At 70.8% G+C, this 19,728-nt stretch carries 15 protein-coding genes; 7 read left to right on the top strand and 8 right to left on the bottom strand.

All coding sequences use genetic code 11. The features are described 5' to 3' along the window. Positions 1-42: 42 nt before the first annotated feature. Together O7631_RS26430 and O7631_RS26425 are read left to right on the top strand one after the other, a co-directional pair. A complete protein-coding gene (locus O7631_RS26430; protein ID WP_278146754.1) occupies positions 43-804 on the top strand; it encodes a cyclase family protein in 762 nt (253 codons plus the stop codon). A 13-nt stretch (positions 805-817) separates the two neighbouring features. Continuing rightward, positions 818-2,443 carry a thiamine pyrophosphate-binding protein gene (locus tag O7631_RS26425; protein WP_278146753.1) on the top strand — a complete coding sequence of 542 codons (1,626 nt, stop codon included), beginning with the start codon at positions 818-820 and terminating at the stop codon, positions 2,441-2,443. A gap of 57 nt (positions 2,444-2,500) precedes the next feature. Here the strand turns inward: O7631_RS26425 and O7631_RS26420 are convergent, their stop codons facing one another. The 3 genes from O7631_RS26420 to O7631_RS26410 all read right to left on the bottom strand — a co-directional run bounded on the left by O7631_RS26420 (position 2,501) and on the right by O7631_RS26410 (position 5,238). Further along, positions 2,501-3,304, bottom strand: coding sequence for an SGNH/GDSL hydrolase family protein (locus O7631_RS26420; protein ID WP_278146752.1), 804 nt, complete (start codon positions 3,302-3,304; stop codon positions 2,501-2,503). Between the two features lie 110 nt (positions 3,305-3,414). Further along, positions 3,415-4,647, bottom strand: coding sequence for an MFS transporter (locus O7631_RS26415; RefSeq protein ID WP_278146751.1), 1,233 nt, complete (start codon positions 4,645-4,647; stop codon positions 3,415-3,417). 45 nt (positions 4,648-4,692) lie between these two features. Further along, the gene (locus tag O7631_RS26410) at positions 4,693-5,238 is read right to left on the bottom strand and encodes a hypothetical protein (RefSeq protein WP_278146750.1); all 546 of its coding nucleotides are present in this window, start codon (positions 5,236-5,238) and stop codon (positions 4,693-4,695) included. 138 nt (positions 5,239-5,376) lie between these two features. Here O7631_RS26410 and O7631_RS26405 point away from each other — a divergent pair, with 138 nt between their 5' ends. After that, positions 5,377-6,567, top strand: a complete 1,191-nt coding sequence (locus O7631_RS26405; protein WP_278146749.1) for an RNA polymerase sigma factor — start codon at positions 5,377-5,379, stop codon at positions 6,565-6,567. 121 nt (positions 6,568-6,688) lie between these two features. Here O7631_RS26405 and O7631_RS26400 read toward each other — a convergent pair whose 3' ends face one another. After that, a complete protein-coding gene (locus O7631_RS26400; protein ID WP_278146748.1) occupies positions 6,689-7,612 on the bottom strand; it encodes an NADP-dependent oxidoreductase in 924 nt (307 codons plus the stop codon). Between the two features lie 46 nt (positions 7,613-7,658). Continuing rightward, positions 7,659-8,297, bottom strand: a complete 639-nt coding sequence (locus tag O7631_RS26395; RefSeq protein ID WP_278146747.1) for an HD domain-containing protein — start codon at positions 8,295-8,297, stop codon at positions 7,659-7,661. Between the two features lie 184 nt (positions 8,298-8,481). Between O7631_RS26395 and O7631_RS26390 the strand changes: the two genes are divergently transcribed. Next, positions 8,482-9,453 carry a GlxA family transcriptional regulator gene (locus O7631_RS26390; protein ID WP_278146746.1) on the top strand — a complete coding sequence of 324 codons (972 nt, stop codon included), beginning with the start codon at positions 8,482-8,484 and terminating at the stop codon, positions 9,451-9,453. Between the two features lie 321 nt (positions 9,454-9,774). Continuing rightward, positions 9,775-12,249 (top strand): M14 family metallopeptidase, encoded by a 2,475-nt coding sequence (locus O7631_RS26385; protein ID WP_278146745.1) that lies wholly within the window; start codon positions 9,775-9,777, stop codon positions 12,247-12,249. Between the two features lie 233 nt (positions 12,250-12,482). Here the strand turns inward: O7631_RS26385 and O7631_RS26375 are convergent, their stop codons facing one another. The 3 genes from O7631_RS26375 to O7631_RS26365 form a co-directional block, all read right to left on the bottom strand. Further along, complete coding sequence (locus O7631_RS26375; protein WP_347403522.1) at positions 12,483-14,609, bottom strand: ThuA domain-containing protein; 2,127 nt, start codon at positions 14,607-14,609, stop codon at positions 12,483-12,485. 32 nt (positions 14,610-14,641) lie between these two features. Next, positions 14,642-17,509: a ricin-type beta-trefoil lectin domain protein gene (locus tag O7631_RS26370; RefSeq protein WP_278146744.1), complete on the bottom strand. Its 2,868-nt coding sequence runs from the start codon at positions 17,507-17,509 to the stop codon at positions 14,642-14,644. Between the two features lie 487 nt (positions 17,510-17,996). Next, positions 17,997-18,350 carry a VOC family protein gene (locus O7631_RS26365; RefSeq protein ID WP_278146743.1) on the bottom strand — a complete coding sequence of 118 codons (354 nt, stop codon included), beginning with the start codon at positions 18,348-18,350 and terminating at the stop codon, positions 17,997-17,999. 362 nt (positions 18,351-18,712) lie between these two features. Between O7631_RS26365 and O7631_RS26360 the strand changes: the two genes are divergently transcribed. Next, entirely contained in the window at positions 18,713-19,354 is a 642-nt protein-coding gene (locus O7631_RS26360; RefSeq protein WP_278146742.1) for a GNAT family N-acetyltransferase, read from the top strand. A gap of 131 nt (positions 19,355-19,485) precedes the next feature. Continuing rightward, on the top strand, positions 19,486-19,632 hold the full coding sequence (locus O7631_RS26355; RefSeq protein WP_278146741.1) for a hypothetical protein: 147 nt from the start codon (positions 19,486-19,488) through the stop codon (positions 19,630-19,632). Positions 19,633-19,728: the final 96 nt, after the last annotated feature.

The following is a 19,728-nucleotide window of genomic DNA, read 5'->3' as shown; positions in this document are numbered from 1 at the left end:
CGTAGGTCCATCGTGGAGCGGGGTGCGGTGTACCGTCGCCGCATGACGGTGCTGCAGGAGTTTGTCGCCGCTCTATCCAGCGGCCGGATCCAGGTTGTCGACCTCACCGCGCCACTCTCGGACCAGACCCCGATCCTGGGCCTGCCCGAGCAGTTCGGCCAGACCTGGCCGTTTCAGCTCAGCGAGATCAGCCGGTACGACGACAGTGGTCCGGCCTGGTACTGGAACAACTTCTCCACCGGTGAGCACACCGGCACCCACTTCGACGCCCCCGTGCACTGGGTCACCGGTCAGCAGGGCGCGGACGTGTCGCAGGTGCCGGTGAGCCAGCTGATCGCCCCGGCTGTGGTGATCGACCACGCCGCCGACGCCGCCGCCGATCCGGACTTCCTGCTGGAGATCGAGCACGTCAAGGCGTGGGAGGCCGAACACGGTGCCCTGCCCACCGGTGGCTGGTTGCTGTACCGCACGGGCTGGGACGCGTACGGCGACGACCCGGAGCGGTACGCGAACGGCGGTCGTACCCCGGGCATCTCGGTGGAGTGCGCGCGCTGGCTGGCCGAGGAGTCGCCGATCCAGGGCGTCGGGGTGGAGACGGTCGGCACCGACGCGGGTGCCGCGCACTCGTTCGACCCGCCGTTCCCGTGCCACTCGTTCCTGCTCGGCCAGGACAAGTACGGTCTGACCCAACTTCGTAACCTGGCGCAGTTGCCGGCGACCGGCGCGGTGGTGATCGCGGGACCACTGCCGATCGTCTCCGGGTCCGGCAGCCCGTGCCGGGTCCTCGCGCTCGTCGAACGGTAGGACTGGGTCACCGATGCGGGTAGCCGAGGTGGTCGGGCGGGTCCTCTACGAACACGGCGCACGATGTGTCTTCGGGGTGGTCGGCAGCGGCAACTTCCACGTCACGAACGCGCTGGTGGCGGCCGGCGCCCGGTTCGTCGCGGCGGCCCATGAGGGCGGCGCGGCGAGCATGGCGGACGGGTACGCCCGTACCTCCGGGACGGTGGGCCTGCTCTCGGTGCACCAGGGCCCGGGTGTCACCAACGCGCTGACCGGCCTCACCGAGGCCGCGAAGAGCCGTACCCCGATGGTGGTCCTGGCCCCGGAGGCGACCGCGCCTCGGTCGAACTTCTTCATCGACCTGCCGGGGCTCGCCGCCTCGGTCGGGGCCGAGTTCCATCGGGTACGCGCGACGCACGCGGCCCAGGACGCGGGCGAGGCGTACCGGGCCGCCGCCCGGGGTGCGACTGTGGTGCTGGGCCTCCCGTTGGAGGTGCAGGGAGCGGCTGTCGAGCCGTGGTCCGGTCCACTCCCTGTGGTCGCGTCGGCCCCGGCCGTCGAGCCGCAGGTCGAGCCGTTGCTGGCCGCCCTCCGAGTCGCACGTCGGCCGGTCTTCATCGCGGGTCGGGGTGCTCGGACCGCCCGGGAACCGCTGACCCGGCTCGCCGACGCGTGCGGCGCGCTGCTCGCGGTGTCGGCCGCGGCGAAGGGCCTGTTCGCCGGGAACCCGTGGTATCTCGACGTGGCCGGCGGCTTCGCCACCCCGCTCGCCGCCGAACTGATCGGCACGGCGGACCTGGTCGTCGCGTGGGGCAGCACGCTGAACATGTGGACCACCCGGCACGGAGAACTGATCCCGCCCACCGCTGTCGTCGTCCAGGTGGACCATGACCCGGCCGCGTTCGGGGTGAACCGCCCGGTGGACCTGACCGTGGCCGGCGAGGTGACGGCCGTGGCCGAGGCGGTACTCGACCGGCTGGACGCCGATGCCACGCGTGTCAGCGGCTGGCGTACGCCGGAGCTGGCCCAGCGGATTCGCGACCACGGCCGGTGGCGGACAGTTCCGTACCGGGACGAGAGTGACGAGTCGACGATCGACCCGAGGACGCTCTCGGCCGCCCTGGACGACCTGCTGCCGGCCGCCCGGACCGTGGTGGTCGACTCCGGCAACTTCATGGGCTACCCGTCGATGTGGCTCGACGTCCCGGACGTGGCTGGGTTCTGCTTCACCCAGGCGTTCCAGTCGGTCGGGCTCGGCCTGGCCAGCGCGCTCGGGGCGGCGGTCGCCCGGCCGGACCGGCTCACCGTCGCCGCGGTGGGTGACGGCGGTTTCGTCATGTCCGCCACCGAGTTGGTGACCGCCGTCCGGCTGGCGTCCCCCCTCCTCGTGGTGATCTACGACGACGCGGCGTACGGCGCCGAGGTGCACCACTTCGGCCCGGACGGTCACCCGTTGGCAACTGTCACCTTCCCCGACACCGACCTGGCCGCCATCGCCCGTGGTTACGGCTGCGACGGGGTGACCGTCCGGACCGTCGACGACCTCGGGCCGGTGAGCGAGTGGCTCGCTGGTTCCCGTACCCGACCGCTGGTGGTCGACGCCAAGGTCTGCGCCGCGCGGGGGTCGTGGTGGCTGGAGGAGGCGTTCCGCGGCCACTGAGCCGACGAGCTGCGGGGGTACGCGGGGCGTCGAGCCCCGCGTACCCCCGACGTCAGCTCAGCCGGCGACGGAGCGGAAGACCGGGTAGTAGCCGCTGGTCTGACCAGCTGCGGTCGGGTGGTACGAGACACCGATGTTGGTGATGTTCAGGGCGTGCAGCCACTTGTCGCCGTAGCTGCACAGTTGGTGTCCGACGAACTGCGAGCGGACGTCGGCGAAGGTGAAGCCGGCGGCCAGGGCAGAGCTGCGGATGATGTCGTCCACCAGGTTGATGCCCTCGTTGATCTTCGCGCGCGAGGTGGCGCTGAGCCCGAGGCACGTCGTGCCCAGTTGGTAGAAGACCGGATAGCCGACGACCACCACCCGGGCCGATGGCGCGCGGGTGCGGATTCCGTTGTAGACGGTGGCCAGCAGGTTGCCGAGGTCGGCGCGGGCCTTGTTCTCGGCGGCCTGGACGGCGTTCACACACTCGGTGGTCCCGTACAGCACGCAGGTGGTCATGATGTTGGCGAACCCGACGTCGTTGCCGCCCACCGAGACGCTGACCAGGGTCGTGGTGGTGCTGAGCGCGCTGAGTTGGGTGTTGACGACGCTCGTGGTGGTCGCACCGGAGCAGGCGACCGAGCGGTACGACGCGGGCCGCACGTTGGTGTTGTACAGCGCCGGGTAGGCGTTGGTGCTGCGTTGACAGGACCCGCTCTCGGCGGTGTAGCTGCCGGCGCCCACCCCTGAGGAGTAGGAGTCGCCGAGGGCGACGTAGTGGTCGGCGGGAGCAGCCTGGGCAGGCGCTGCCAGGGTGAGGGTGGTGCCCAGGGCCGTGGCCAGGCTCAGGGCGAGGGTTGCCAGACGGGATTTCCGCACGTCGCGCTCCGATGGGGGTAGGAGGTTCGGTGTGGAATAGACAACACTAGATATCGCCGGCGAATAACCCCTAGTCAGGCCCCCTCACCCGCAGTGCCGCGTGGCGAGAATCAGCCGGAGCGCCGAGCCGTTTGCCCGACTGTCGCGGGACTGGTGCCCAGATCGGCTCCGGGCGGCGCCGGCGCGGCGTGGCCCCGCCGCGCGTCGACGGCGAGCACGGCGAGAGCGGTCAACGTCAACAGCCCGCCGACGAACGCCAGTGGGCGCGCCCCCGAAGTCGACAGGAGCGCACCGCCGAGCAACGAACCACCGCAGATGCCGGCGTTGAACGCGGTACTGACACCGGCCGAGGCGATGTCGGTGCTACCCGGAGCGAGGTGCAGCATCCGGTTCTGCACCGCGGAGCCGAACGCCGCGTAACCGAGGCCGATCCCGGCCAGGAGAGCTGCCGCGCCCGGTCGGAGCGCGCCGAGCGCGTACAGGCCGAACAGTGAGGCGGTGCCGATACTCAGCGGCGTCAACAGGGAGACGATCGGCCAGCGGTCCAGAGTTCGCGCCGCCGTCAGGGTGCCGACGACGCCGGCGGCCCCCGAGACGAACAGCAGCGGTGCCAGCATCGCGTCGCCGAAGCCGCTCACGTCCAGCAGGAACGGAGTGACGTACGTCTGCAGGGTCATGAAGCCGCCGATGCCGAGCGCCGTCGCTACCAGCAACAGGAGGAAGCGTCGGCCGTCCGGTGCCGTGCCCCGGGCCGCGCCGCCGGCGGCCGGGGGATAGGAGGGGAGGAGGACGAACACCGCCGCAGCGGTGGCCAGACCCACCCCGGCCAGCACCGCGAACGCCACCCGCCACCCGGCCTGCTGCCCGAGCCAGGTGCCCAGGGGTACGCCGAGCACCGGGGCGAGCGTCGCCCCGGCGGCGAACAGCGCCACCACCCGGCCGCGCACCGCGACGGGGAAGGGCCCGGTCACCGCCGCCGTGGCGACGGACCAGAACAGCGCCTGGGCGAGGGCGGTCACGAGACGGGAGCCGGCGAGCACACCGTACGTGGGGGCGAGCGCGGCGGTGGCGTTGCCGGCGGCGAACAGGAGCATCGTGACACCGAGCAGGTGACGCCGGGGGATCCGCTGGGTCAGCCGGGCCAGCGGTATGGAAGCCAGCACGACCACGATGGCGTACCCGCTGACCAGCAGACCCACCTGGGAGCGGGAGCGGTCGAGGTCGGGAGCGATGTGCGTCAGCAGGCCGACGGGCAGCAGCTCGGTGGTGATGAACGCGAACGCGCCGAGCGAGAGCGCGACGAGCACGGCCCTGGCCCGGCGCGGTGACACCTCCGGCGTCATGGACACCCCGTTCCTGGTCACCGTCGTCGCGGGTCCACCCCGCCCTCAGCCGGTCGGAGAAGGATCGTCCGCCCGGCGCCGGAGTTCGCGCAACACACCGTGCCGGCGCAGAGCCCACACGAGACGCCGGACGCTGCGGTGCCGTACGAACAACACCGCCGCCCGGTGGATCACGCCGATGCGGTTGTCCTCCACCTGGTCGTCGACAGCCTGCCAGATCAGCTGGCGCGCTCGCGAGCTGTCCAGCACCGCCCGCAGCTCGCGCCGTACCGCCGGATCCTCGGCGGCCGAAGCGATGGCGGCAGCCTGACGCGGTCGGTCCGCGAGCGGTTCGGCCATCGCCGCGACGAGTGGCCGGCGCACCTCGTCCTGTTCGAGCAGCAGCAGCACCGCCTCCCGGATCTCGGTCGTGTCGAGACCGGACCGCAGCAGGCCCAACAGGCTGCGCTCGATCTCGCGGTCGTGGTCCGGATCGGACAGTGCGGCGAGCAGCACCGCCACCTCGTCAAGGTCGACGAGCTCGCGTATCCCGCTGCGGAACTCCGGCAACTCCCAGGCAGCCTGTAGGCCCTTCACGAGATCGCGGTTCATGACCCGTCCGCTACCCGGAAGTGACAGCCGCCGAAACCCGGCGAGCCGTCCGCCCTCATGCCGCACACTGTCCGCCCTCTGCGAGAGGATCGAACTCCTCCGGTTGGCTCCGATCCCGACGAGGAGGCGGGCGACGACATGGATCTGGAAGACATCTACCGCGCCGAGTACGGGCGCTGCGTCGCCACCCTGACCCGCGTGCTCGGCGACATCGACCTCGCCGAGGAGGCGGTCCAGGACGCCTTCGCCACCGCGCTTGAGAAGTGGCAGGTCACACCGCCGAACCCGGGCGCCTGGATCGTGACGACAGCCCGCAACCGGGCCATCGACCGGCTGCGTCGGGAGTCGACCCGCGAGGCCCGACACGCCCAGGCGCTGCTCCTGAGCCAACAGGACGAGCCGCAGGAGGTGGGGCCGGTGAAGGACGATCAGCTGCGGCTCATCTTCACCTGCTGCCACCCGGCGCTCGCCGCCGACGCGCGTACCGCTCTCACGCTCCGCCTGCTCGGCGGTCTCGACGTGCCGGAGATCGCCCGGGCGTACCTGGCTCAGGAGACGACCGTCGCCCAGCGGATCGTGCGCGCCAAGAGGAAGATCCGCGACGCCGCCATCCCGTACCGGGTGCCGGCCGCACACGAGTTGCCGGCCCGGCTGCCGCCCGTGCTCACTGTGCTCTATCTGATGTTCAACGAGGGCTACACCTCCACCGCCGGGCCGTTGATCAGGATCGACCTGTGCGCCGAGGCGATCCGACTCGCCCGCGAACTGGCCGCGCTGATGCCCGACCAGCCGGAGGTCCTGGGCCTGCTCGCCCTGCTGCTGCTGACCGAGGCGCGCCGCGCGGCTCGGCTCGGCCCGACCGGAGACCTGGTGCTGCTGACGGACCAGGACCGGTCACTGTGGGACCGGAGACTCATCACCGAGGGCCACGACCTGGTCCGCCGATGCCTGCGGCTCGACCGACCCGGGCCGTACCAGATCCAGGCCGCGATCAACGCTGTGCACACCGACGGCGCCGCCACCGACTGGCGGCAGGTCCTGGCACTGTACGACCAGCTTCTCGCGCTCACACCGACGCCGGTCGTCGCGCTCAACCGGGTGGTCGCCGTCGCCGAGGTGTACGGGCCGGCGGTGGCCCTGGCCGCGCTGGAGGAGGTGCGCCTTCCGGGCTACCACCGGCTGCCCGCCACCCGCGCGGAGTTGCTGACCCGGCTCGGCCGCGACGCCGAAGCCCGTGCCGCCTACGACGAGGCCCTGGCGCTGGTCACGAACGAGACCGAACGTGCCCACCTGCGGACGCGCCGCGCCGCGCTCGCACCCACAGGCTGACGGCCACCCGCACCGTCCGGGAGTCGCCTCGCGTTTCCCACGCGGGTGAGCCACGTCCCGCCCGAGCGGGAGGTTCAACCACCCGCCCGCGACCGGCCGGGGTGCCGCCGATCGCGTCCTCTCACTGGTCCTCCGCGACCTTAATGATCGTCTTGCCCGGTGTGCGGCGGCGACGGGCGAACGCGTCGGCCGTCTCGCTCAGCTGTCGCACGTCGCCGACGATCGGCTTGAGCCGCCCGTTGCGGACGCGCTGGGCGAGGTCGGTCAGCCGGGCGCGATCAGGCTCGACGACGAAGAAGATTGCCCGCCCGCCCCTGGGCTGCATGGTGGGCGGCGCGGCGATGGTGACGACGGTGCCGCCGGGTCGTACCAGTTCGGTCGAACGCTCCAGGATGTCGCCGCCGATCACGTCGAACACCACGTCCACCTCGCCGACGTTCCGTAGATCGTCGGCCTCCAGGTCGACGAAGGCGTGCGCGCCGAGGGCGAGCGCCATCTCCCGGTCGCCGGCACGGCCGGTGCCGATCACGTGGGCGCCCACCTCCCGGGCGAGCTGGACGGCGATCGAGCCGACGCCACCCGCGGCACCGTGGACGAGGACGCTCTGGCCGGTGGTCAGGTGGCCGTGGTCGAACAACCCCTGCCATGCGGTCAGCCCGGAGATGGGCAGCGCGGCGGCCACCGTGTGGTCGATGTCCGCCGCGAGTGGGGCGAGGTTACGAGCCTCCACGGCGGTGTATTCGGCCAGGGACCCGTTGCGGGCCCAGTCGGTGAGTCCGAACACCCGCTGGCCGACGGTGAGACCCGTGGTCCCGTAGCCGAGTTCGGTCACCACCCCGGACAACTCGTGCCCGGGGATCGTGGGTGTCCGGTCGCGTCCGGCGCGATCGGACCACGTCGCCGGCCAGTCGAGTTCGCCGGGCGTGAAACCCGCGGCGTGTACGCGTACGACGACGTCGTTCTCCGCGAGGTGGGGATAGGGCATGTCGGTCAGGGTGAGCCCGCCGACACCGGCGTTGCGGTCGCTTACGGTGATCGCTCGCATGTGTGGAACCTTTCCAGGAGAGTGCGTCGGACGACCCGTCGTCCGGTCAGTGCGGCCAGGGCGAGCCGACGATGCGCTCGACAGTCGTCACGCGCCGCAGGCCGGGGGCGAAGTGGTCGAGGATGTCGGAGTTCACGGTGCCGATGGTGGTTTCCGGGCGGTTCTTCAGCCCGTCGAACTGGGCTTGCAGGAACTCGTTCTTGAAGTCCCCACGAGGGTGGACGGTGAGGATCTCGTCCAGCTGGTCGCGTTCGAATCCGTCCAGTCCGAGGCCGAGGACGTCGGTCAGGACGCCGAGATAGGTGGTGGCGATCTCCGGGCCCATCCGGTCGGGGATGCCCGGTGTGGTGTGCAGCGCGATCGCCGTCCAGACGGTCTCGGCGGCACTCGCCGGGAAGCCCCGGTTCAGGAGGAACGCGCGGGCGTGGTCGGCGCCGTCGACCTCGAAGCGCTGCTCGACGTCCGAGAAGGGCGTCAGGAGGCCGACATCGTGGAACAGTGCCGCGACGTAGAGCAACTCCGGGTCCGGTTCCACGCCGAGCCTGCGGGCGTGGACGAGCCCGAAGAGGAAGACCCGTCGGGAGTGGTGGTAGATGAGCGGCGAGGTCGTCTCCTGGACGAGCCCGGTCGCTGCGGCGACCGCTGCTGTCTCAGGAATTTCCAACCCCGCGATGACCTCTGGCATGGTCTCCGACCTTCTGGGAGGTGTGTCCGGACGTGGTAGCGCCCTCCATGCTGCCCACCGATCGTCGTACGCTGCCGCCGTTGTCCGGCCAGGAATCACTCATATCCGGACGGGGTGCGGTGGCCGGGGCGTGACCCCCACCGGACTCCCGTCACCTCGGGAAACGGCGTGCTACCAATGAGCGGTGCCCAGGCCCCATCGTGTCGCGATCCTCGTCTACGACGGGGTGACGTTGCTCGACGTGGCCGGTCCGGCGGAGGTGTTCAAGGAGGCCAACCGGTTCGGCGCCGACTACCGGATCGTGCTGCTCTCGCCGACCGGCGCGGACGTCACGTCGAGCCTTGGGATCCGGATGGCTGTCGACGGGGCCGTCGCCTCGGAGCCGAGCTTCGACACGCTGCTGGTGGCCGGGTCCGACCACTACCCGCGTACACCTGTCCCCGCCGACCTGGCGGAGGCCGCGCGGACACCGGCGGTCGCGGCCGGCCGGGTCGCGTCGATCTGCACCGGGGCGTTCGTCCTCGCCGCCGCAGGCGTTCTCGACGGCAAGCGGGCCACCACCCACTGGCAGGTCGCACACGAACTTGCCGCCCGCTGTCCGACCTGCCGGGTCGAGCCCGACGCGATCTACGTTCGGGACGGCACCACGTACACCTCGGCGGGGGTCACGGCCGGTATCGACCTGGCGCTCGCTCTGGTCGAGGAGGACCACGGGCCCGACCTCGCCCGCGACGTCGCGCGCGCCCTGGTGGTGTACATGCAGCGTGCCGGGGGTCAGTCCCAGTTCTCCGCGCCGCTGCAGGGGCCACCGCCCCGCTCGCCGGCGCTGCGCAGGATCACCGATGCCGTGACGGCGAACCCTCGCGGCGACCACTCGCTCGGCGAACTCGCGAAACACCTCAACGTGAGCACCCGGCACCTTACCCGGCTCTTCCACGACGAACTGGCCACGACACCGGCCCGCTACGTGGAGACCATCCGGTTCGACCTGGCCAGGGCACTGCTCGACCAGGGCCACACGGCGACGCAGGCCGCGATCCTCGCCGGGTTCCCCAGCTACGAGAGCATGCGACGGGTCTTCGCCAGGAAGCTGTCGATCACCCCGGCCGCCTACCAACGGCGGTTCGCGACAGCGCGCCGCGCCGCGGGCGACTAGGACACGCGAGCCGCCGTCGCTTTCGGCGGGCCCGAAGAGGTCGGGACGGGTCAGGCCTTCCGGAACGGCCGTTCGACGGCTCGCGTCGCCGGCCGGAACTCCTCAAGGAATGCTCAAATTCGATCGGCGTACGCCGTTGCGGCCGTGATCGCACATACGCTCACCGGACCCAGCCGCTCACGCCCTCCCGTCTCTTCTCGCGACGGCGATCGTCGTCGTACCCAGACTCCACCGCGCGTACGGCATGGCTGTCCTATTCGGGGGCGACGCGCGCCGAGTCCGGCCAGCACTCCGATCACCGTCCAAGCAGAAGGAGGGGGAATGCGGCGCACACGACAGCGCATCGCGCTTCTCGCACTGCCAGCCCTGGTGGGAAGCATGCTCGTGGCGACCGGGCCCGCGGGCGCGGACCCCACCGGGCCGTCAGTCACCGTCGGTCAATCCCACGTCGACGATCCCGACGCCGTACGTCTGGTACACATCAGACTGACCGGCGCGGACATGCTGGACAGGGTGACCGCCGCCGGCTTCGACCTCGAGCACGGTCTGCGGCGCGTGCCGACCGGCATCGAGGGTGCGGCGGTGGTGACCGCCGAGCAGCTCACGGCACTGAAGGGGATGGGCGTCGAGGTGCTCGCCGACGGCGCAGGCTTCGCCTGGGCCGACGAGGCCGACGGCGGCCTCGGGCCCGCCGGCGCTCGGGCGGTCCAGCCGCAGAGCCACGAGGCGACGGTACGCGTCGTCCGCGCCGACTGGTTCACGACGAAGGGCCAGGGCTTCCTGTACGTCGAGGCCCGGACCACCGAGGGGCAGCAGGCGGAGCCGATCGTCGGCATGCAACTCGAGAACGACTCGGGCAAGGGCACCCCGTTCGGCTTCCCCCGGACGATGAGCCGTTTCGTCGACTCCGGGCAGTACATGTTCCACCGGAACCTGTTCAAGCTCGACACCCGTCCCGACACAATCCGGGTGACGAGTTCCACCGGCGGCGTCGCCACCGGCTCCGTCTCGAACTGGCTCGAGGACGCCCCGCCGCCGCTGACGGCGAACCCGTCGTACAAGTCGGACTTCTTGGACGGCTACCGGCACCCGCAGCAGCTCTACAGTCGTGCCAAGGAGATCGCCCGCCAGTACCCGGACATCGCCGAGATCGTCTACCTGCCGAACCAGACCAACGGGTACCAGCGTAAGGCGCAGGCCCAGATCGGCGGCACGGGACAGGCGGCGGTCGTCGTCACCTCGGCGGCGTGGGGTCACGAGGGCGGCAACGACATCACTGTGGACTTCGTCGACCGGCCCGGCGCGAACCTCCCGCTCGCGGTGGAGGTCGAGGGCAAGGCCGTCCGCGTCCTGCTCGCGAAGGATGCCGCCGGCGGGCCGGCGAGTACGGCCACCGAGGTGGCGGAGGCGCTGCGGACCCGCTCCCAGGGTCTCATCGACCGGGCGCACCCGTACCGGGCCAACGAGGGCACCGGCATCGTCGCGCCGACCGCGGGTCCGGTCGCGCTCACCGACTTCCTCGACCAGAAGCGCGTCGGCGCACCGGCGGGCGAGGTGCCCCGGGGCCCGGTCACGATCCCGGTCCTGCGCATCGGCAAGCACCGCGACGGCAAGAAGCCCGGTGTGCTGATCCAGGCGCAGGACCACGCCCGTGAGTGGGTGCCGGCGACGACCAGCCTGGAGTCCGCCGAGCGGCTGGTGCACAATTACCGGTCCGACCGGGAGACGAAGAAGATCGTCGATAACACCGACGTCTTCTTCATCCTGTCCAACAATCCGGACGGCGCGAACTACAGCTTCTACAACTTCGCCTCCCAGCGCCGGAACATGACCAACCACTGCCCGGACGCGAACGCCGATCCGGGTCGACGCAACTCCTGGGGCGTCGACCTGAACCGGAACTACCGGGTCGGGTCGGGCCACGACGGCTACGCCGGAGCGTCGACCAGTTGCGTCAGCGACACCTACCAGGGGCCGGAGAAGCTGTCCGAGCCCGAGTCGAAGAACATCATCTGGTTGGTCGAGAAGTACTCGAACATCAAGTTCATGATGTCGGTGCACTCCAACGGCGGTCAGCTCTTCTGGCAACCCGGCGCGTACATCGCGGACGGCCGCATCACCACGCCACGTCCTCCGCTGGGTGACGAGGCGTTCTACTGGCAGTCGGCGGCGCGGATCCTGTCCCAGGTCAAGGCGCACCGGGAGACCGTCGTCACGCCGGAGAACGTCGGCGGCTCGTCCGACGTCCTCTACTCCTCGGCGGGCAACGTCCGCGAGGACCTGTACCACACCTACGGCATCTACGCGTTCGGCTGGGAGGTCGGCGGCTCCGTCTACAACCCGGCCACCGGAGACTGGCAGGGCGGTTCGTTCCAACCGGAGTGGGTGGGCAACCCCGACCTCGTCAGTGGCCACGCCGAGACGATGGAGTACGCCAACGGGATCATGGAGATGTTCCGGGTCGCGGCGGACTGGGGGAGGGACAAGAAGGACCCGACGTCCCAGCTCGTCCCCGGCGCGGGGCGCTACTCCAAGCCCGTCGACGTGCGCTTCGAGACCAGCGAGCCGGCCACCGTCTACTACACGACGGACGGCAGCCGGCCCACCCTCGAGTCACCCCGCTACGCGGCTACCGAGTTCCGTGAGCCGGGGCAGGTGTTCCACGTGACCGAGACGACGACGTTCCGCTGGTTCTCGGTCGACAGCGCCGGCAACATCGAGCGGAACTACGACCCGACGAAGAGCGACAGGCGCAACAACTACCGGACGGCGACGATCAAGATCGTCAACAGGTAGCGTTCCAGGCCGTGTGTCAATGCCCGCCGCAGGCCGGCCAGGGGCATTGACACCCGGTCTAACGCTGGTCGTCGCCCCGTCGGTGCGGTCCGGGCGGCAGCCGGTGCGGCCGGGGGACGCCGGCCGCACCGGCTGCCCGGTGGTGGTCCGCCGTCACCGGAGGGGGACGGTTCGACGGCGGACCGGAGGGGGTCGGTGCCTCGGTGGGCGAGGCTGAGGACGGGGGCGCCGGTTCAGCTCCCGTGGACCTCCAACTCCCACAGCGAGTAGCCGTACGCGGGCAGGGCCCGTTGGGTGCCCTGGACGCGCAGGTAGCGACCGGTGGCCGAGATGGCGATGTCGTCCACACCACCGTCGCCGGTGGTCGTCGTGTGGACCGTCGACCAGGTGGCGTTGTCCGGGGAGACCTGGACCTGGTAGGCCCGTGCGTACGCCGCCTCCCAGGTCAGCCGGACCCGGTCCAGGGTGCGGGAGGCCCCGAGGTCCACAGTTATCCACTGCGGGTCGGCGTACGCGCTGCCCCAGCGGGTGGCCGCGTTGCCGTCGACGGCGTTGGCCGCGACGTGCGCGCTGCCCGGCTCGACGCTGGACGCGGTCACCGGACGGCCCCGGGAGAGCACAGTGCTTCCGGTGGCGCTGCCGTAGACGTTGAGGTCCCACAGCGAGTAGCCCCACTGGGTCGCCCGCTGGGTGCCGTACACCCGCAGGTAGCGGCCGGTGCCGGTGACCGTGAGGTCGTCGACGCCGCCGTCCCCGGTGGTCGTGGTGTGGACCGTCGACCAGGTGGCGTTGTCCGGGGACACCTGGACCTGGTACGCCCGTGCGTGGGCCGTCTCCCAGGCCAGTCGGACGCGGTTGACCGCGTAGGTCGCCCCGAGGTCGACGGTGATCCACTGCGGGTCGGCGTACGCGCTGCCCCAGCGGGTGGCCGCGCTGCCGTCCACGGCGTTGGCCGCGACGTGCGCGCTGCCCGGCTCGACGCTGGACGCGGTGACCGGGCGGCCCCGGGCCAGGTCGGTGGCGGGCGGCTCGCTCGGGCCGTCCGTCCTGATCCGCACGTTGCGGTAGTTGATGTCCATCCCGGCGCCGTCGTTCTGCAACCCGATGTAGCCGTTGGCGATGGCCCGGCTGCTGACATAATCGTTGATCTTGACCCCGTTGAGCCAGATCTCCACCCGCTGGCCGTGTACGCCGATCTCGTAGGTGTTCCACGAACCGGGTGGGTTGAGCGCCGCCGCGCGCGCGGCCTGGTTCGGTGCCTGGAGGCTGTAGACGCTGCCGGTGGTACGCGACGGGTCGCCGTCGGTGGCGTCGATCTGGATCTCGTGACCGGCGTCGACCGGGCCCCACGGGTCGCCCTGCGGGTCGGGGAACCCGATGAAGACGCCCCCGTTGTCGTCGCCCGGCATCATCCAGTCGACCTTCAGCGAGTAGTTGCCGAAGGTCCGCACCGGATACCAGAGCAACCCCATGCCGCCGTACGAGGTGAGGGTGCCGTCGGTCAGCGTGAAGCCGCCCGGCCCGGCCTGCCGCCACTGCGCGAGGCTGGCCTGGGTGCCGTCGAACAGCGGGGTGTAGCCGGGTTCCGGCCGGCAGTCTGCAGCCACGGCACCGGCCGCCACCTGAATGCCGCCGAGCAGCATGCGGGTGAACGTCGGGTCGCTGTAGCTCTGCTCGGTGTGACCGAGCCCGGTGTACCAGGATCGTCCGCCGCCGTAGCTGTGGCACCACGTGATCGGGTGGTCGCCACCCATCGACCCGCCGCTGTACGACGACTCGTCGAGGCTGGCCAGCACCTTGACCGCCGAGCGGGGGTTGGCGCGGTAGTTGTACCACTCGTCGGTGCGGGTCCAGGTCGACGGCAGGTGCGCCGTGGAGGCGTTGGCTCGGTCCTCGGCCCGGACGGTGGCCTGCTGGGTCGCCGGGTGCGAGGCGAAGTACGCCCCGACCAGGCCGCCGTACCACTGCCAGTCGTACTCGGTGTCGGCGGCGGCGTGCACCCCGACGAAACCACCACCGGCGGCGATGTACGCCTCGAACGCGCTCTGCTGGCCGGCGTTGAGCACGTCGCCGGTGGTGCTGAGGAAGACCACCGCCTGGTACTGGGCGAGGTTGGTGGCGGTGAAGGTGGCCGCGTCCTCGGTGGCGGTGACGGTGAAGCCGTTCGTCGTGCCGAGCTGCTGGATGGCGGCGACGCCGTTCGGAATGGACGAGTGCCGGAAGCCGGCGGTCTTGGAGAAGACCAGGACCTTGGTCACTGGTGCGGCCTCGGCCGGGGCCGGGGCCGCACCAGCACCCGCGGCGACGGTGAGCCCGGCGAGCACGGCGGCGGTGACCGCCCGGATGGCGCGTCTGCGCATGGGAACTCCTTGTGGGAGAGGGGACGGGCGGGTCACGGCAGGGTCCAGTTCTGCGCCGCGGTGCCGTTGCAGTCGTAGATCTGCAATTGCCGTCCGTTCGTCGGCGTGGACGCGGGGATGTCTAGGCAGCGGTTGGCCTGCGGGTTGCGCAGGCTGCCGTTGGGGCCGGGCACCCACTGCTGGGCACCGGTGTTGTTGCACGTCCACAGATGGATCGGCGTGCCATTGGTGGTGCCGCTGGACTGGACGTCCAGGCACTTGCCCCGGTTACGCACGGTGCCGTCACCGGGCAGCGTCCACTGCTGGTTGGTCTCGCCGGCGATGCAGTCCCACATCTGGACGCGGGTGCCGTCGGCGGTCCCGCCGGCGTTGACGTCGACGCACTTGCCCATGCCCCGGATCGTGCCGGTGCGGGGGCCGCCCGTCGGGGTGCTCACTCCCGCGCCGGTGAACGTGTAGCTGTCCAGGTCGAGCAGGGCTCCTCCGCTGCCGCCGGTGAAGACGACGTACAGGTCGTGGGTGTTGTCGTCGGGCTTGGTGACGGACGCGCTGATCTCGGTGTAGTTGTCCCAGCCGCCGGTGTTGGGCACCGTCACCCGGGCGATCTCCGGGCCGGTGGGGGAGTCGTACCGGAAGGAGGCGACGTTGCCGGCCTTGTCCGAGGACACCCGGGCCCGGACCCCGGTGATGCCCTTCAGGCTCACCCTGTGGTGCCGGACGTACTCGCCGTTCTGGATGTCACCGAGCCGCCGCCCGCCCTCGGCGCCGCTCGCGGTGATGACCTGGGGGCCGTGCAGTGAGACGTAGTGTTCGGCCTGCCACTGCTTGGGCCACAGGGTGACGTCCTTCTCCGCGGTGAGCGGCACGGCCCCGGCGGCGCCCCGGTCGGTGTAGCCGGCGCGCAGCAGGAAGAAGAGCACCGAGTCGGGTCCGGCGTGCACCGGTCCGGTGTTGACGGTGAAGCCGCAACCGGTGCCCTGGCCCTCCTCGTGCGCGTGCTCCTGATGCCCGAGGGCCGCCCGGATCGTCACGTTCGCGCACGCGATCGTGCCGTCCTGGGCGTCGGAAGCGGTGGCGGTGGCGGTCAGGTTCTCGTCCCAGGAGAACAGCCCACCGTCGGGGATGCCGTTGAGCGAGACGGTGGGCCGGTTGTTGCCCACCACGACGGCGATCTGCGTGGTGCCGGAGCGGCCGGTCCCGTCGGACACCGTGAGCCGGGCCCGCTTGTCGCCGTTGCTGGCGTACGTGTAAGTGGGGTTCGCGGCGGTGGAGTCGACGGTGCCGTTGCTGTCGAAGTCCCACGCGTAGGCCAGCGGGTCGCCGTCCGGGTCGGTGCTGCCGGCGCTGGAGAAGCTGACGGTCAACGGGCTGAGGCCGTTGTCGGGCGTGGCGGACGCGACGGCGGTCGGGGACCGCCCACCGGCCACGTAGTTGATTTTGTACAGCCCGGCGGCGGCGTCGCCGGAGAAGTAGCCGTTGCCGTACTCCAGCAGGTAGAGCGACCCGTCCGGCCCGAACTCCATGTCGATCGGGTGGACGAACGGCATCCCGGCCAGCACCGGCTCGATGACCGTCGGGTTCCCGGTGCGGGCATTGCCGTTGTCGAACTGGACCTCCTTGATCCAGTTACGGCAGTACTCGGTGATCAGCAGCTTGTTGTCGTAGTACGCCGGCCACTTCACGTCGGAGACCAGGTTGGGGTCGTAGTGGTAGACCTCGGCGTGGTTGGGCGAGCCGCAGCCGCCCGGGCTGTCCAGGGCGGGCCACTCCCTGCTGCCGCCGTGCTGCTCCCAGACCAGCGCGCCCCGGGTCGGCGGCAGCTGCTGGAGGCCGGTGTTGCGTGGCGAGTTGTTCACCGGGCCGGTGCTGCCGCCGCACGGGAACCAGCCGCGCGGTGAGTTGGTGGCGAAGTCCCAGTCGTTGTAGGCGACGTTGGGCCCGCCGCAGTACGGCCAACCGTGGTTGCCCGGCGCGGTGGCCCGGTTCCACTCGTCGTACGCCGCCGGCCCTCGGTTGGCGATCGTCGCGCCCGCGTCCGGCCCGACCTCGCCCCAGTAGAGGGTGTTGCTGTTCTTCCGGTCCACCCAGACCCGGTACGGGTTGCGTACCCCCATCACGTAGATCTCCGGACGGGTTCCGCTGGTGCCGGCGGGGAAGAGGTTTCCGGTCGGGACGGTGTACGTGCCGTTGTCCTCCGGGTGGATCCGGTTGATCTTCCCGCGCAGGTCGTTCGTGTTGCCGGAGGTCCGCTGCGCGTCGTACTGGGCGTCGCGGCTCGTCCGCTCGTCGATCGGCGCCATCCCCGCCGAGTCCCCGCCGGAGTTGGTGTTGTCGCCGACGGCGAAGTAGAGGTTCTCGTTGCTGTCCCAGGTCATCGACCCGGCCGAGTGGCAGCAGAGCCGGCGTTCGGTCGGCCACTCGATGAGCCGGGTCTCGCTGGCCGGGTCGAGCACCGACGTGCTCGGGTTGAAGGTGAACCGTGCGATGCGGTTGACCAGTGGTGTCCCGGCCGGCGAGTAGAACAGGTACACCCAGCGGTTGGTGGCGAACCTCGGGTGGGCGGTGATGCCGATCAGACCGTCCTCGAAGCGGGCGTCCAGTTGCAGTGTCAGCGCGACGGTGGTGGCGCGGGTGGTGGGGTTGTAGAGGCGGACCTGTCCGCCGCCGGAACTGGTGCCCCGGTTGATGTAGAGCACCTTGCCGTCGGGGAGGACTGCCAACTCGATCGGTTCTCCCATGGAGAGGCCGCCGTCGAGCTTGACCTTCTCGAACTGGGTGGTGGCGGGTGGTGCCGCCGCCGCGGGTGGTGCCGCGACGGTGACCCCGACGATGATCGGCAGGAGACTGGCGAGGACGGCCAGGACGACGGCCGCGGTGAGGCGCGGACGTGGTGTGCGCATGGCGGACTCCCGGGTTGGGGGCGGGCGGGACGGTCGGGTGTACGCGCAGCGGTGGATGCGCGTACACCAGGGGGATGGACGGAGCCGGCCGCCGACGCCGGGCTCGACGAGACGTTGCCGACGTGTTCAGTGGGTGATCAGGCCGCGTTTCCCCCGGGACCCGTCGCGTCTCGGTTCGCGGTCAGTGCCGCGCGGCCGGCGTCCGTGGGTGTCCCGATGGGTGGTCCGGCGGCGGGTGCGATTCGTAGCTGCGGCGTCATCTTCATCGACACGATCTCCTCGGGATCGTCGTGCGGATGGAGCTCTCGCACCCCGGGAGACGCCCCGGTCTGCCCACGTCCGCCGAAACGAGGGCGATGTCGAGACGACGCGGAACGCTGCCACCGTGCCGTTCACGGCATCCGGATGAACATCGATCTACATCGTTGATGTGCAGTTAACAGTGGACGTCGGCGAGAATCAATCCCTCCGGATCGCCGGGGTCACCTCAGGAGCGGTGCGCCGCCACGTTGATGACGTTGCCGTCCGGCGCGCGGACGAAGAACCTGCGCACGCCCCACGGCTCGGTGGTCAGCGGGTGCACGATTTCGTATCCGAGCCGCTGTGCTTCCGCATACGCGTCGTCCACGTCGTCCACCTGCACGCTGATGACCGAGTCCTCGGGTGCGGACGCGTCACCGGAGACGAGCTGCACGGCCGCGTCGGAGTCGGGCGAGGAGTAGCGGGCCACCCAGCCCAGGCTGAACGCCTCGGTGCTCAAGCCGAGGAAGTCGGTGTAGAAGCCCTTCGCGGCGCTGACGTCCGACACCGGAAGGTTGGGCAGAATGCGGACGACTCGCATGCGGACCTCCAGCTCAGGCGATAGGGACCTGTTGATTATCGCCGCCCTGCGGGACCTCGTCGGCCCCGGCCACCCGCCGGACCTCGATCTTTAGCCGCGGACCGTCGGCGTTCACCACCCGCACCCGCCTGCACGCCGTCGAGACGCTTGGTGCTTCTGTGCGACGGCCGGGTGGTCGCGGCGGGCACGCCCGTCGAGGTTCTCACCCCAAGCCGGATCGAGCAGGTCTATCGGGTACGCACGGACGTCGTCGTCGCCCCTGACGGTCGGCCCCGAATCTGGTGCCGCCGGCCCTCACCGTAGCGGCGGAGCCCGCCCACCCCTCGGCAGCGGCGCGGAGGGGGACGGGGGAGGATACGACGATGGAGCGCACGTTGGCCGACATCCTGGAGGCGGCGACGCACGGGGACTTCCCGCCGCCGGACGGCGGGACCACAGTGGTCGCGCAGCCGAGCCGCCGCGACGCCGGGGTCATCGCCTTCACCGGCCACTCGGTGGTGTTCACCGACGAGGACCCCCAATGGGTACGCCGTACGTTGGCCGCTGTCGGGTGCGACCCCTTGGCGGCCACGATGAATCCGCGCTTCCTGGGTGCTCTGCTCGACCGCACTCGGCGGTCCATGGACACCATCGACCTGCTGACCGTGGCGAGCTGCCTCGCCGGGGCCCCGCCACTGGAGCTGACCGAGCTGACCGAGGCTGATCATCCGCGCGAGGTCAGGGCCCGTCGGCGTCGCGACGACGTGCGTGTCTGGGCCGCCGAGGGTGGCGTGATCGTTCTCGGTCGAGGGGTCGCCGGCCGCTGGGAGGTGGCGATCGAGGTCGACGACGAGCACCGCCACCGGGGCCTGGGGAGAGCGCTGGCGACAGCCGCTCGGCATCTGGTGCCGGACGGTCGACCCGTCTGGTCCCAGCAGGCCGTCGGCAACGCGCGCAGCGTACGCGCCTTCCAGGCGGCCGGGTTCCGGCCGGTGGGTTCCGAAGCGCTGCTCCTCGCGGCGTAGGCAGAGGTCGAGCGCCGCGGACCACACTGTGGACGTACTCGTGATCGGGCGGGACGTTTCCGCGATCACGCCCGGGGGCATCTCGGCGGGAGATTCAAAACGCCAGTCACCCCTTGAACGAGGAGACCCATATGTCCGCCCAGGCATTTCTCTACATCGTCGCCGTCATCCTGATCGTGCTCGCGGCCCTGCCGCTGCCCACCCGGGGCTTTTCGCTCGCGCTCCTCGGTGCAGCCTGCGCCCTGCTCGCGTACGCCTGGCCGGTGATCACCGCCTGACCGGAGGCTGTCGTACTCCTTCGACGTGGGGCCGACGGATCGACGCTTGCTGAGCTTTCTTCACAAGCGTAGGAAGAACACCACCGTCGGCCCTTC

It is taken from the genome of Micromonospora sp. WMMD967, from assembly GCF_029626165.1.
Classification (GTDB): Bacteria; Actinomycetota; Actinomycetes; order Mycobacteriales; family Micromonosporaceae; genus Micromonospora; species Micromonospora taraxaci.
The sequence above is the reverse complement of the archived record's forward strand: the minus strand, read 5'-3'. Positions and strand labels throughout refer to the sequence as shown.

Excerpts from the sequence above, each read along its gene's own strand:
- O7631_RS26430 (WP_278146754.1), top strand. The coding sequence starts at position 43 with ATGACGGTGCTGCAGGAGTTTGTCGCCGCTCTATCCAGCGGCCGGATC.
- O7631_RS26425 (WP_278146753.1), top strand. The coding sequence starts at position 818 with ATGCGGGTAGCCGAGGTGGTCGGGCGGGTCCTCTACGAACACGGCGCA.
- O7631_RS26415 (WP_278146751.1), bottom strand. The coding sequence starts at position 4,647 with ATGACGCCGGAGGTGTCACCGCGCCGGGCCAGGGCCGTGCTCGTCGCG.
- O7631_RS26410 (WP_278146750.1), bottom strand. The coding sequence starts at position 5,238 with ATGAACCGCGATCTCGTGAAGGGCCTACAGGCTGCCTGGGAGTTGCCG.
- O7631_RS26405 (WP_278146749.1), top strand. The coding sequence starts at position 5,377 with ATGGATCTGGAAGACATCTACCGCGCCGAGTACGGGCGCTGCGTCGCC.
- O7631_RS26400 (WP_278146748.1), bottom strand. The coding sequence starts at position 7,612 with ATGCGAGCGATCACCGTAAGCGACCGCAACGCCGGTGTCGGCGGGCTC.
- O7631_RS26395 (WP_278146747.1), bottom strand. The coding sequence starts at position 8,297 with ATGCCAGAGGTCATCGCGGGGTTGGAAATTCCTGAGACAGCAGCGGTC.
- O7631_RS26385 (WP_278146745.1), top strand. The coding sequence starts at position 9,775 with ATGCGGCGCACACGACAGCGCATCGCGCTTCTCGCACTGCCAGCCCTG.
- O7631_RS26375 (WP_347403522.1), bottom strand. The coding sequence starts at position 14,609 with ATGCGCAGACGCGCCATCCGGGCGGTCACCGCCGCCGTGCTCGCCGGG.
- O7631_RS26370 (WP_278146744.1), bottom strand. The coding sequence starts at position 17,509 with ATGCGCACACCACGTCCGCGCCTCACCGCGGCCGTCGTCCTGGCCGTC.
- O7631_RS26365 (WP_278146743.1), bottom strand. The coding sequence starts at position 18,350 with ATGCGAGTCGTCCGCATTCTGCCCAACCTTCCGGTGTCGGACGTCAGC.
- O7631_RS26360 (WP_278146742.1), top strand. The coding sequence starts at position 18,713 with ATGGAGCGCACGTTGGCCGACATCCTGGAGGCGGCGACGCACGGGGAC.
- O7631_RS26355 (WP_278146741.1), top strand. The coding sequence starts at position 19,486 with ATGTCCGCCCAGGCATTTCTCTACATCGTCGCCGTCATCCTGATCGTG.